At 48.0% G+C, this 13250-nt stretch carries 9 protein-coding genes and 1 pseudogene; 9 read left to right on the top strand and 1 reads right to left on the bottom strand.

Annotation, left to right across the window (positions count from 1 at the left end; genetic code table 11):
• Window positions 1–453 precede the first annotated feature (453 nt).
• The 3 genes from RYZ26_RS16725 to RYZ26_RS16715 all read left to right on the top strand — a co-directional run bounded on the left by RYZ26_RS16725 (window position 454) and on the right by RYZ26_RS16715 (window position 2581).
• Window positions 454–693: a hypothetical protein gene (locus RYZ26_RS16725; RefSeq protein WP_317684391.1), complete on the top strand. Its 240-nt coding sequence runs from the start codon at window positions 454–456 to the stop codon at window positions 691–693.
• Window positions 694–813: 120 nt separating this feature from the next.
• The gene (locus RYZ26_RS16720) at window positions 814–1536 is read left to right on the top strand and encodes a response regulator (protein ID WP_317684390.1); all 723 of its coding nucleotides are present in this window, start codon (window positions 814–816) and stop codon (window positions 1534–1536) included.
• Between the two features lie 13 nt (window positions 1537–1549).
• Complete coding sequence (locus tag RYZ26_RS16715) at window positions 1550–2581, top strand: transporter substrate-binding domain-containing protein (protein ID WP_317684389.1); 1032 nt, start codon at window positions 1550–1552, stop codon at window positions 2579–2581.
• Between the two features lies 1 nt (window position 2582).
• Here RYZ26_RS16715 and RYZ26_RS16710 read toward each other — a convergent pair whose 3' ends face one another.
• Window positions 2583–3584, bottom strand: a complete 1002-nt coding sequence (locus RYZ26_RS16710; protein WP_317684388.1) for a transporter substrate-binding domain-containing protein — start codon at window positions 3582–3584, stop codon at window positions 2583–2585.
• A gap of 93 nt (window positions 3585–3677) precedes the next feature.
• On the opposite strand from RYZ26_RS16710, the gene RYZ26_RS16705 reads away from it, so the two are divergent.
• The 6 genes and pseudogenes from RYZ26_RS16705 to RYZ26_RS16680 form a co-directional block, all read left to right on the top strand.
• Entirely contained in the window at window positions 3678–6704 is a 3027-nt protein-coding gene (locus RYZ26_RS16705; protein ID WP_317684387.1) for an ATP-binding protein, read from the top strand.
• A gap of 29 nt (window positions 6705–6733) precedes the next feature.
• Window positions 6734–7435 carry a response regulator gene (locus RYZ26_RS16700; RefSeq protein WP_317684386.1) on the top strand — a complete coding sequence of 234 codons (702 nt, stop codon included), beginning with the start codon at window positions 6734–6736 and terminating at the stop codon, window positions 7433–7435.
• A 265-nt stretch (window positions 7436–7700) separates the two neighbouring features.
• Entirely contained in the window at window positions 7701–8684 is a 984-nt protein-coding gene (locus tag RYZ26_RS16695) for a TAXI family TRAP transporter solute-binding subunit (RefSeq protein ID WP_317684385.1), read from the top strand.
• A 109-nt stretch (window positions 8685–8793) separates the two neighbouring features.
• Window positions 8794–10938, top strand: a complete 2145-nt coding sequence (locus RYZ26_RS16690; RefSeq protein ID WP_317684384.1) for a methyl-accepting chemotaxis protein — start codon at window positions 8794–8796, stop codon at window positions 10936–10938.
• Window positions 10939–10965: 27 nt separating this feature from the next.
• Window positions 10966–11223, top strand: a complete 258-nt coding sequence (locus tag RYZ26_RS16685) for a hypothetical protein (RefSeq protein WP_317684383.1) — start codon at window positions 10966–10968, stop codon at window positions 11221–11223.
• 28 nt (window positions 11224–11251) lie between these two features.
• Window positions 11252–13250: pseudogene (locus RYZ26_RS16680) on the top strand (NAD-glutamate dehydrogenase domain-containing protein); the annotation flags it as partial.

The following is a 13250-nucleotide window of genomic DNA, read 5'->3' as shown; positions in this document are numbered from 1 at the left end:
TATAATCCTATCATCAGAATCAAAAAAAAGTGCTGAAAAAAGTGCAGCATAAAAATCCCTCCCGCCATGACCCACCTGGGTGTAAACCTCGTGGATAGAAGACGAAAGTCCCGTTTTTTCAGAGATGTTGCGCTCCAGTCCCTCAATTCCCAACGCGAATCGCATATCATTCGCGGTCACGGGGTGTGACCAGCCTTGTTGCGCCTCCCGCAGCAGGAGCCGGGCCTGTTCTAATCGACTTAGCATAATATTCACCATTTGTTCTGTGTAATGGTCCTGAATCTCGCAAGAAGAGTCAAGTCTTTAATGTGTGTGTGTGAGGGAGTGTTGAATGAATTTTTAGTGGTCTTTGAAATGTATGTGAAATTCTGTTCACAATTCAGGATAATCGGGTCACACCTCATTGTTATTCTTTATCCTCACCAACAACAGCATCTTAATGTGAGGCTTCTGATGAAACTTTATGAATTCACTTACGAGATCACCAACACCAATGCCATGGTTTCCAACACATCCAAAAGCGCAACAAGTCCGGCCAGTGACTATTGGATGAGCAAACGCATCTATTCTGTGGAAGCCAAAAGCGAAAGCGAAGCGATGGCCATGGTTGAAAAGAAATATCCCAAAAATGATGGCTTTAACGTGTTGTTTTACAAAAACCAGCAACGCCGCTTGATCCGCAAAAGCGCTTAAGGAAAAGTTTCTTTTTATTGAACCTTTAGCTGAAATTACACGGAGTCCATTTCAACTATTGTCGCAGTGCGTCTGCATGTTAAACTTACATCTGATTTGTACGAAAAAGAGCAATCAAGAATGTCTTTGGTATTGGTCGTTGATGACGACCCCATCACACGAGAAACGATCAAATCCTATCTGGAGGATGAAGGCTTTAGCGTCATATCCGCAGAAGACGGGCATGACCTGGACAGTGTTTTGGCCCAGAATCCGGTGGACATTATCTTTCTGGATGTACGCATGCCCGGCAAAGATGGCTTAACCCTGACGCGTGAACTTCGGGCAAAATCCGAAATCGGCATTATTCTGGTCACCAACAAATCCGATCGTCTGGACCGGATCGTTGGCTTGGAAATGGGCGCAGATGATCATATCGCCAAACCAGCAGACCCGCGTGAGTTGGTGGCTCGTGCCAGAAATTTGCTCCGACGGTTAAAAAGTCAGCGCACGGATACTCTGGACCGGGCCTATGTCTGGGATAACTGGACCCTTTATATGGAACGAGGTCGCCTGTTTTATAATAATGAAGAACATATCAAACTGACCAAGGCCGAATTTGATCTGCTGACCACTTTTGTCAGCAAACCCGGGCGCACCTTGTCACGGGACTTCCTTTTACAGACGATCCCGCATCGAAAAGAAAATGCAAATTCGCGCACTGTAGACACACTTGTCAGACGCCTTCGAAAAATCATTGAAAAACACCCGGAGCGACCATCATATATAGTGACGGTACATGGCAGCGGATACATCTTTTCCGGTGATGTGGTGGAACAAAGCGGCCTCACCCCGCCGCAATGACAGGAAGGTAAGCATGGCAAAACCCACATTGGCAGTATTGATTTTTTTGTCCATATCTTTGGGGCTTTTTACCTTCCCCCAATCGACACAAGCCGGCATTCTGGATGACATTAAAAAACGCAATGCGGTTGTCTGTGGTTTTCGCATCGGCACCCCCGGTTTTGCCGCCGTCAATGAAAATGGCAAACTCAGTGGTTTTATGGTTGATTTCTGTAAGGCCCTGGCTGCTGCCACATTGGGCGACGCCAATGCTTTTCAGGCCGTCACTTTGCCCGACAAGCCTTTGGAATTTAAAGCGGTTGAACAGCATCAGGTCGATATCGCCCTTCAAACCACCACATGGACACTGACCCGCGACAGTTCTTACAATATCGAATTTATTGATCCGATTTTTTATGATGGGCAAGGCTTTGCCATTCTGCAATCGGGCACACCGCCAGAATTGACATCCATCAAAGATCAAAGCATCTGCGTTAAATCCCCCACGACCACCCATCGCAACGTGATTGATTTTTCCAACAAGATTAACGGCAATTGGACCATCCGCGAACATACGACTTTTGATTCCGCCCTGCAGGCTTTCCTCGCGAAACAATGTTTATTGCTGACAACTGATAAAAGCGTGCTGGTGACGTCGCTTTCCCAATATCGTGATCTGGGGGTGGAATATCATCTTTATCAGGGTGTGATTTCGCGCGAACCTTTCACCCCCTATATCCCGGCAGGCGATCGTCAATGGGCCGATATCGTCAGATGGGTGTTTACCACCTTGTTGGTTGCGGAACTGGAAGGCATCGATTCCGTCAATGTCTCTGAAATGAAAGACAGCCCGCAGAAAGGTGCGAGCTTGTTGAACGTGAATGAAAAGACCGCAGAAAAACTGAACCTGCCTGCCGACTGGGTCTACAACATCATCCATCAGGTGGGGAATTATGATGAGATTTTTGAACGTAATCTGGGCCAGCAATCTGTCTTTAAAATGGAACGGGGTCTAAACAGGCTCTGGCGTGATGGGGGATTGTTCTATCCGGTTGTTCATAAATAGATCATTGGAAGACAGGTGCATAAAACGCCCCACCTTCCGTCCAGGGTTTATTGGCTGTGCGGGGGAATTTATAGGGCGTGTTTTCACCGATATTGCGCTCAAATATTTCCCCATAGTTCCCGACCGAGGAAATCACCTGGGAAGCCCAGTTCATCGACAATCCCGTTTTCTTGCTAAAACTTTCATTGCCCTTCAAAAGGCGTTGAATTTCACGATCCCCACTTTCGCGCATTTCTGCGACATTCTGACTGGTCAGCCCCTTTTCTTCGGCCAAAAACAGGGCGTAATGCACCCACCGCACCACCGCCAGCCAGTTGCGGTCTTCGTTAGAAATCACAGGCGCAATCGGTTCGCGCGAGAAGGTTTGCGGGAAAATCGTAATCTCATTTGAAATATCCATCAGAGAGGCTTTTAAAATGGACATATCAGACGTAATCATATCGCACGCTTTCCCAAGGAACCCTTGCAGTGTTTCAGCACGGGACTGATAAGTCACCACCTGCCAGTCCAGTCGGTTGGTGCCGATGAAGTTTTTAATATTACGCTCAGAGGTCGATCCTTCAATCACACAGACCTTGCCCGATTTTATTTCTGTAGGGCGGCTATATTGTTGATCATTGTTGCGGATCGCAATGGCTTGACCATCAAAGAAAATCACCGGGCCAAAGTCGATTTGAAACTGAACGTCACGTGACAAGGTCCAGGTCGTCTGCGCAAAGGAGACATCAACACTGCCTTCTTCCAGTGCCTGAAATTCAAGGCTTTTGGTGGAGCTGACAATCTGAATGGAATTGGCATCATTAAACACAGCAGCAGCCAGTGCGCGGCATAAATCAACCATCAAACCCACAGGTTTGCCGTCTGCATCGTTGGAAGCAAAACCGGGTGTTGTCCCTGCCCCGCAGGTTACCACCCCTTTTGTCTTGATCCGATCAAGTGTACCAGCCTGAACGTCAACAGAAACCAGAATAAACAAAAGAAGGAAGAGATGAGAAACACGCATAATGATCAAGCCAGTCCCGTAAAATTTTATGGTATTACCAATCTTTAAGATAGTATCATATACAACAGAAATTCAAGAAGCTGAATGGAGAATATGGTGTTTTTAAAACACAATATGCTGAGTGTTCGCACCTACCTGTTTGTCGCCGTCCTGATAAATGCGGTGGTTGCCATTTCAATTGGCCTGGGTGCCTTTTATGGTTTTTCCAATCTGAATACCGGAATTACGGAACTGACGTCCAAACTGTTCCCGGCCGTTGTGTCGTCTTCAAAGGTGGAACGTCAGCATCAAAGGATCATGCGTACCCTATTTGAATTGTCTGCCGCGCAAAATGATCTGGAAAAATCCATTATCTCCCAACAGCTGAAAGACCTGTTTGCGGGTCAGAAAGAACTTCTGGAAGAACTGTCCGCCCAAAGTGACGAAGAACAAAAGCTAAAAACCAGCCTGTCCAAAATCAATGGGCAGATTGAAAAAGTCACAAACGAGATCGATAAAAAAGTCACCAGTTTTATCCAGCTTCAACTTTCTATCGAAGGGGTGTCCCAGCGGATCAACGATATCCGCGCTAAACTTGCTGAACATAAGTTTGACGACAGCAACGACATCAACACCTTCCAGTCCAATGCCATTATTGAACGGGTGATCCATGCGCTCGCCAATATGGAATATGCGGAAAACGAACATATCCTGAGCAATCTGAAAGAGGAAATTGATCTGCAGCTTCACCTGCTCAACACCTATCGTTTCAAGCTGTCTGATGAGACTTATATCGTGGTGGACGGCATTTACAGCCAGTTGAAAGTCTTTCTTAGCGAGAGTAATTCCATCTTTGATTTGCGTAGTAAACAACTGGCAGCAAAAAACAGTATACGTGGCCTTTTATCACGCGCCGATCAGATCTCGCGCATCAGCACAGGTTTAAACACCGGGGTGTTTGTTGATAAGACGGGACAAGCCGAAACCCGTAGAAACCAGATCATCAATTTCACCGAAGTTTATACCTGGATGTTTTTTGGCTCCATTGGGGTCATTGTTGTCGGCTTTGCCCTGACCATGCTTTATATCCAGAAAAAGATTATCAATCGGCTGTGGAAAATCCGCCAATCCATCCGCCATGACCGGGACCACCCGCAAAGTCTGCAAGGTGATGAGATTGCCGAACTGTCCAATGCGCTGCACTTTTTCATCAATGAAACCAGCCAGAAAAGTAAGGCCCTTGAAGATAACGAACGCTGGCTGAGCAAGGTTCTGGAAACTGCCCCCTTCCCGTTGATCATTGTCACCAAGGAAACAGCGCGCACCCGCTTTATCAATAAACGCGCCCTGCATCTCTTCCCCTGCCTGGGTGAAACAGAAAAGAACCCGCAGACGCTTTCTGCTATCTGGCATCATCCGGAAGATTGGGAGAATTTCAAAGCCCGTATCCTGCAGACAGGCCATGTGCGTGATTTTGAAACCGAATTTCAAAGCCCCAGGTCTGATGTCTTCTGGGGGTTGGTTTCCGGTCAGACGCTGGAATATCAGGGCGAAGAAGTTTATCTGGTTTCCCTGATTGATATTACGGACCGCCACAAGGCCGAAGAAAACCTGCGTCAGGCCAAGGATCAGGCAGAAAAAGCGGATGCCGCCAAAACCGATTTTCTGGCAACCATCAGCCACGAAATGCGCACTCCTTTAAACGGGATTTTAGGGATTGGGCGTATTTTGCTGGAACAACAGACGTCACCGTCCGATAAAAAACACTTAAAGACCATGATGAACTGCGGACGCGCCTTGCTGGACCATGTAAATGATCTGCTGGACCTGCGTAAAATCGAAGACGGCAGTCTGGAATTGCACCTCGCCCCCATGGACCTTTGGGGGATGATGGATGATATTGAAACCACCGTGCAGCCATTGGCCCAGGAAAAGGACCTGGAATTCCGCCTGAATATTTCAAAAGCCGTGCCGCGTGGCGTTATTCTGGATGAACATCGTATGCGCCAGATTTTGCTGAATCTGATCGCCAACGCCATCAAGTTCACCGAAAAGGGCGGCATCTATGTGTATGTCGATGCGAAAGAGGCAAAAGATGATACGTTCGAGTTAACCTTCATTGTCGAGGATACCGGCATTGGCATCCCGCCGGAACGGATCAAAGCCATTTTCCAGAAATTTGAACGTGCGGACCAGACGATCTCGCGACGTTTTGGCGGTAGTGGTCTGGGTCTGACCATTTCCAACCAGTTGGCGAAAGCCATGCTCGGGCGTATCAGTGTAGAAAGTCAGCTGAATAAAGGCAGTGAGTTTAAATTCAGCCTTCCAGCCCAAAGCACGGAAGAAAATCAACTGACCGCAAAAGCAAATACCGGAAATGAAGAGGAAAGCCGCCCCCTGAAGCTCTTGCTGGTGGAAGATGACCCGGTCAATCTGGAAATCGCAACCACCCTGCTGGAAAACTTGAACCACGAAGTCACCGCCGCCCAGACTGGATATCGCGCCCTGGAACTTGCCAGCCAGCATATCTATGATGCGGTCCTGCTGGACATTCGCCTGCCTGATATTGACGGGGACCAGATCGCCCGGCAAATCCGCGCTTTTGATGATCGCAAACTGGCCGAAGTCACCATCATTGCTGTCACCGCCAACCTCTTTAAAGATGATATCGCACGCTATATCGCCTCCGGTATTGATGATCTGATTGAAAAGCCCATCCTGCCGGACCGCTTGATGGAAGTTCTGTCCAATATTTCCAGCACCAAAAAGAAATTAAAATTTGCGGATGACCAAACGGATGCAAAAGATGACATCATCAATTTGGATATTCTGGAACGCTATTTCAATTCACTGGGCCGTGAACGGTTTATCAAGATTCTGGATCAGATGGATAAACAGGCGAACAGCCTGATCCCCATCATTCAGGATGAAAATTCCACGACAGAAGCCATTGGGGATGCTGCCCATAAAATCGCCAGTGCGACCTGTCATTTCGGGCTAAATGACTTTGTTAATCAAATGCGTACCCTTGAAAAGATCGCCGATACAAAAAATGAAAAAGAAGTTCGTGAAAGGACCAAAGATGTATTACAGTCATATGAAACCGCAAGAAATGCTTTGGGAAAGTGGCTCAATCAATAGGTTCGGTTTAAGGGGCTTGATGAAACCATATGACTGATAACAACATCCTTGTCGTCGATGATGACCCCATCACCCGCGAGACATTACAGGCATATTTCAGCGATGAAGGCTACTGTGTCCACACGGCTGAAGACTGTCAGCAAATGGAACAGGTATTGGCGTCCAAAGACATCGATCTGATTTTCCTGGATATTAATCTGCCGGACAAAGACGGCCTGACCATCACCCGCGAACTGCGCGCCAATTCAGAGGTCGGTATAGTTCTGATCACCGCACGCACCGATCAGATCGACAGGATCATTGGGTTGGAAATGGGGGCTGATGATTATGTCACCAAACCGTTTGAACCGCGTGAACTTCTGGCCCGATGCCGCAGTCTTCTGCGTCGCATCCAGTCAGACAATGACAAATTGAAGCAAAATGTCCTGTTCTTCAAAGGCTGGAAAATCTATCTGGAAAAAAGAAAACTGATTGACCCGGCGGGTAATCAAAAGCAACTGACTACCACCGAATTTAACCTGCTCGCCGTCTTTGTACAAAATGCCGGGCGCGTGCTCAGTCGTGATACGCTTTTGGACCTGACACCACGTACCGATGATGAACCGTTTGATCGCACGATTGACCGGCTTGTTCATAAAATCCGCCTGTCTATCGAAGATGACCCTGCTGACCCACAGCTTTTACAAACGGTTTATGGCAGCGGTTATATTTTTACCTATATTCCGGAATAAGCGGATTCCGCCATTCAATCATATATTTTGTTGAATTGAAGTGAAAATCATCCATAAGTTATGTGTTGTGCCTCGGTTTCGAGGCTATTTTTTTACCTGTTCACAACAACTTAACAATAAAAAATATTCCATTCACATCTACGCGACAAACAGTTCACAAGCCCTACCTAACATGTGAAGTGAAGCAACAGATGGTTTTCAAAGAACACCTTCTGAAACTTCATCAATAATTACTTTTAACAGTACCTTATTTAGGAGACTTCACATGAAGACAATCAGCAAACTATCCTGTGCAATTATCGCCGGGGCAATGTCATTTGCAATTGGTGCAGACAATGCACAAGCAGACGGCAAAGGCTTTATCTCAATCGGCACAGGTGGCGTTACTGGTGTTTACTACCCGACAGGTGGTGCGATTTGCCGTTTGGTAAACAAAGGTCGTAAAGATCACGGCGTTCGTTGTTCCGTGGAATCAACAGGCGGTTCTGTCTACAACATCAATACCATCAAAGCTGGCGAACTCGACATGGGTGTTGCCCAGTCTGATTGGCAGTATCATGCCTATAACGGTACCAGCAAATTCAAAGACGCTGGCGCATTCAAAGACCTGCGCGCTGTCTTCTCTGTTCACCCGGAACCTTTCACTGTTGTTGCGCGCGCTGATGCAGGCATCAAAACTTTTGCTGATTTGAAAGGCAAACGCGTCAACGTTGGTAACCCTGGTTCTGGTCAACGCGGCACTATGGAAGTTCTGATGGACGCACTGGGTTGGAAAATGGGTGATTTCGCACTCGCTTCCGAACTGAAAGCGGCAGAACAATCACAAGCGCTGTGTGACAACAAAATTGATGCCATGGTATACACTGTTGGTCACCCATCCAGCTCTATCAAAGAAGCAACAACTTCCTGTAACTCCGTGATCGTTGAAGTCTCTGGCCCTGAAGTTGATAAGCTGATTGCTGACAACTCTTACTACCGTACAGCTACAATTCCAGGCGGCATGTACCGCGGTAACGACGCTGATGTGAAAACATTCGGTGTGGGTGCGACGTTCGTTTCTTCCACCAATGTTGACAGCAACACCGTCTACAACGTTGTGAAATCCGTCTTCGAAAACTTCGACGCGTTCAAAAAGCTGCACCCAGCCTTTGGCGTTCTGAAGAAAGAAGAAATGGCAAAAGATGGTCTGTCTGCTCCACTGCATGATGGCGCAGCCAAATACTACAAAGAAGCTGGCCTTCTGAAGTAAGGGACCAGCAAACTTGGAATGAGGGGATTTTCATCTCTCCCTGGCCCCTCATTCCCTTTTTAACTGCCTGTTTCACGCCTTTGTCACCTCACAGAATAGGATGAATGTCATGTTTAAAAACATTTCCCCAGTCCGCCATCCTAAGATAGGCATTCAAATCCGGCTCTTTCTTGCGATTGGCGCAATCCTGATCATGACGATCTGGGTTTCCATCATTGCTCTGCTTTCTTTTTCCGAAACGGGCGACGTGGTGGATGCATTAAGCAAAGAAAGCATCCCCACAATCGTTAAATCGCTAGAGCTTTCGCGCGACGCCTCCCAAGTCAGCGCACAGGCCCCCGTTATGGCCGCTGTGGAAAATGGCGAAGGATTGAAACAGGCAAAAGAAAAACTCGCAGCCCTCGGTCAGGTGATTTCCGGCCGTATTCAAAGCCTCAAAGATCAAAATGACAGCAGTGTTCAACTGGAAAAGCTCGAAAAAGCCTATGGGCAGCTCAATAAAAAACAGCAGGAAATTGAATTCCTGACAAGTGCCCGCCTTGGTCTTGAACAAAACCGTGCGGACCTGCTGGTTGATATCTTCTTTGCTTATTCCGATTTTTATTCTGCATTGCTTCCCATCTCCGAGTCCGCCGGAACCGGGGTAAATGGCCAAGTCCGCCGACTGTTGGAAAACGCCGACCCCGCGACGGTCGCAGGCACCATGAAACAACGCCTGCAGCTGGAACGCAGCCTCAAAGATATGGTTGGCGATTTGAACCTTGCTTTCGGTATGCTGACAGCGGCCGTTGCCATCCCCAAGGGTGGTGCAATTGATGAAGTCAAAAGCAAATTCAACTGGGCAGAAGAACGGATCACCACTACGCTGGACGCCCTGGCAGATAACCCCGAAGTTTTCATGATCGCAGATTTGGCAACAGAACTGCTGAACTACGGCAAAGGTGAAGACAGTGTCTTTCGTCATCGTGAAAAGACCATCGCCAATGCTGAAAATGTTACAGCTACGCTGGATCAAACCCGTAAACTTGCCGCCCAACTGATGGAATTGACCGATGTTCTGGTTAATGAACAATCCATGTTTGTGGAAGGCTCTGTTAACTTGGCAAAAAATTCCGTGATGGAAGGGCGCACCTTTATTACGGCCATCGTTGCCGCCACCTTGGTGATTTCTATTCTTATCGTCTGGCTTTATGTCCGTCGCAATCTGATCCGTCGCCTGATGCGCATTATCGCCGCCATGGAAAAAGTCTCCAAAGGTGATTTCTCCATCGAAGTGCATGATCGTGGAAGTGACGAAATCTCAGAAATGGCCCGCATGCTTAAGGTTTTCTCTGAAACCGGAAAAGCGGCACAGGAAGCTGACAACAAGCTTGCGGCGGAACGGGAAAAAGCAGAAATGCAACGCCATGAAGTGATGCGTAAACTGCTGAACGACTTCAAGGAAAGCGTGCTGGGTGCGGTGGAAAATGTCTCAAGCGAGGCCACATCCATCAACAAAGAAACCGATATGCTTTCTTCCAGTGCCAATGAAACTTCGATCAACACTTCTGCTGTGGCAGGTGCGTCTGAAGAAATGCTGGCAAACGTGCAAACGGTGAATGAAGCAACAGATGCCTTGCAGCAAAAGGTGCAGGAAGTGGCTGTCAAATCTGATGCATCCCTGATGGTTGCCAATCAGGCCGTGGCTGATGCCACCCACACCAGCAAGCTGATTGAAAGCCTGTCGGTGGAAGCAAAAGAAATCAACGACATCATCGCCATGATCCAGGATATTGCGTCCAAAACAAACTTGCTGGCCCTGAATGCTACGATTGAGGCATCGCGAGCGGGTGAAGCAGGCAAAGGCTTTGCGGTTGTCGCAAGCGAGGTTAAACAGTTGGCCGACCAAACCAACCGGGCGACCGATCAGATCGGTCTGAAAATTGGTGGTATTCAGAATTCGACCAGTTCCGCTGTCAGTGCCATCACCGATATCTCATCGCGCATTTCTGAAATCCAAAGCACCGTTGCTTCCATGTCGGAAACAGCAAATGCGCAGGGCAAGTTTGTTCTGGATATCTCTGAAAATATTAATCAGGCCACAACAGCCACCAAAGAAGTTGCCCACAACATCGCTTTTGTCAGCAGCTCTGTGGAAGATAACAAGAATGCGACGTCAGTCGTCAGTTCTGCCACAAAGCGTCTGGGAGAGCTTTGCAACACCATGCGTGGTTCGGTCGATACCTTTATTTCCTCTGTTCAGGCAGACGCCTAATTTCTCTCAATAACCAAGGAGTATGTCATGCTTCGTCCCCATCATCAAAATGCCGCCAAGCAGTTCCGTTTAACCGTTTACAACCAGGCTGTTCGTGAACTGGTCAAGCTGAACAAACATCATGAAACCTATGAAGATTACTGGGCAGAAGGACGCGACTATATCATTGATGCCAATGATGAAAATGGTGCCATCACCATCGTGCGCAAGGCCATGCCTGTCGAAGATGGATTTATCATTTCCAAGATTGAATCCGTCAAACCCTTTTCCTTTCATCGATCATAGCCATACCATCAGGACCCAGGGACAGATTATGAAATCGACCGCTGAACAAAACAAAGACCTCCTCATCCGCAAAGTTGCTGATGCCACATCTGAAACTTTGGGGGCGGAGGCCTCTTTTTTTGTAAAACACTTTTTTGCAAAGGCATCTGCGCAGGATATTCTGGATGAAAGCTTCGATGTGCTTTTCGGGGCCACAACCTCCCTCTGGCGCTTCATGTCAAAGCGCACAAAGGATGAGGTGAAAGTCCAGATTTACAATCCCAATCTGGAAGAACACGGCTGGCAGTCCGACCACACCATCATCCAGATTTGCGTCACAGACCGCCCGTTTCTGGTGGACTCCATCATCAGCGCCCTTGATGACTATCACGTCAATGTCCTTAAAAATTTCCACCCTGTCCTGCATATGGTACGCGGTGATAGAGGCAAACTGGTCAAGCTTGTCCAATCACCTGAAGAAATCGGTGTTACAGATGAATCCATCATCTTCCTCTCCATCACCAAACAGACCTCTGAAGTTCGCCTGAAGGCCCTGGAAGATGTCATTCACAACAGTATTGTTGAAGGCACAGCAGCTGTATCTGACTGGCGTTCAATGCGCGAAGAATTGGCATCCTTGAGTGATCGCTTGCTGGAGATTGACCACAAAGAAGCAGGTGAATTCCTTCATTGGCTGGATTGTGATCATTTCACCTATCTGGGTCTTGTCAGCGCGAAAGAGGGCAAACTGGATTTAAATTCCGCCCTTGGCATCTTCAAACAGTCCAACCGGCCACTTGCCCACGAGATTGTAGAGTTCGCAGAAGGCCTGGATAAAAAATCCCCCATTTCTCCGCTGACCGTCTTTAAATCCAGTCATAAATCTCTGGTCCATCGCCCGGTCTTTATGGATATCATCTGCATCAATCACTATGATGATGACGGCGCAATCAATGGCTTCACTTTCCTTGCAGGTCTCTTTACCTCCAGTGCGTACCGCAAGTCTCTGCGTGACGTGCCTTTTATGAAAACCAAATGGCGCTACATTCTGGATAAGGCAGGCTTTACTCCCAAAAGCCATAACGAAAAGTCTCTTCAACATGTGATCGAAACCTTCCCCCGATCAGAATTGTTTCAGGGTCAGCCGGACCTGTTGTTTGATACTTGCTACGGTATTTTCCAGTTAAATGAGCGTGAAAAAGTCTCCCTCTTCATCCACCCGGATATCTTTGGACGTTCTGTTTCTGCTATCCTCTTTGTCCCCAAGGATGTCTTTACCACCCGCCTGCGCCGTAAGCTTCAGGGCATTCTGGAAGACAGTTTTAATGCCACGGTTCTGGCCTTTTACACCAAGATTGATGACTCGCCCCTTGCCCAGCTCCATGTGGTTTTGAAAACCACGCGGCAGGACATCAAATCGGTCAATGTGGCCGAAATTGAAACCCTGTTGATCGAGGCAGCGCGTAACTGGTCGGATCAGTTGCGGGACCAGTTGGTCACAAGCAATGGTGAGGAAAAGGGGCTGGAGCAGTTCCGGCGCTATGCAAACGCTTTTCCATCCGGCTATATCGAAGGCAACAACGCAGCCATTGCGGTTTCTGACATTGCCAAGCTGGATGAGGTTGTTCGTACCGGGGAACTTCAGCTGAGCTTGTACCGCCCCATCGAAGCTTCTGAAAATGTGGTGCGTTTCAAGCTGTACCACCCCAGTGGTGCGGTGCCGCTATCCCATGTTCTGCCGATGCTGGAGAATATGGGCTTGCGGGTGATGGATGAACATCCTTATCCCATCCGGCCGGAAAATGCCGATGTCGATCTCATTATGATCCATGACTTTGGGTTGGTGACAGCCACAGGTGACGGGATTGATCTGTCTGCCATTCGTGAAAGTTTTCAGGAAACCTTCCGTCAGGTCTGGAACGGGGTTGTGGAGAATGACGGGTTTAACCGTCTGGTTATTCAGGCAGGCATCAAGCCCTGGCCGGTGATGTTGCTGCGCGCCCTTTGTAAATATCTGCGCCAGGCCAATATCACCTTCTCGCAAAGCT

This window comes from Terasakiella sediminum, assembly GCF_033100395.1.
Classification (GTDB): Bacteria; Pseudomonadota; Alphaproteobacteria; order Rhodospirillales; family Terasakiellaceae; genus Terasakiella.
Note: the sequence above shows the minus strand (reverse complement) of the source record. Positions and strands in the feature narration are given on the sequence as shown.

Excerpts from the sequence above, each read along its gene's own strand:
- RYZ26_RS16710 (WP_317684388.1), bottom strand. The coding sequence starts at position 3,584 with ATGCGTGTTTCTCATCTCTTCCTTCTTTTGTTTATTCTGGTTTCTGTT.
- RYZ26_RS16715 (WP_317684389.1), top strand. The coding sequence starts at position 1,550 with ATGGCAAAACCCACATTGGCAGTATTGATTTTTTTGTCCATATCTTTG.
- RYZ26_RS16725 (WP_317684391.1), top strand. The coding sequence starts at position 454 with ATGAAACTTTATGAATTCACTTACGAGATCACCAACACCAATGCCATG.
- RYZ26_RS16700 (WP_317684386.1), top strand. The coding sequence starts at position 6,734 with ATGACTGATAACAACATCCTTGTCGTCGATGATGACCCCATCACCCGC.
- RYZ26_RS16720 (WP_317684390.1), top strand. The coding sequence starts at position 814 with ATGTCTTTGGTATTGGTCGTTGATGACGACCCCATCACACGAGAAACG.
- RYZ26_RS16705 (WP_317684387.1), top strand. The coding sequence starts at position 3,678 with ATGGTGTTTTTAAAACACAATATGCTGAGTGTTCGCACCTACCTGTTT.
- RYZ26_RS16690 (WP_317684384.1), top strand. The coding sequence starts at position 8,794 with ATGTTTAAAAACATTTCCCCAGTCCGCCATCCTAAGATAGGCATTCAA.
- RYZ26_RS16695 (WP_317684385.1), top strand. The coding sequence starts at position 7,701 with ATGAAGACAATCAGCAAACTATCCTGTGCAATTATCGCCGGGGCAATG.
- RYZ26_RS16685 (WP_317684383.1), top strand. The coding sequence starts at position 10,966 with ATGCTTCGTCCCCATCATCAAAATGCCGCCAAGCAGTTCCGTTTAACC.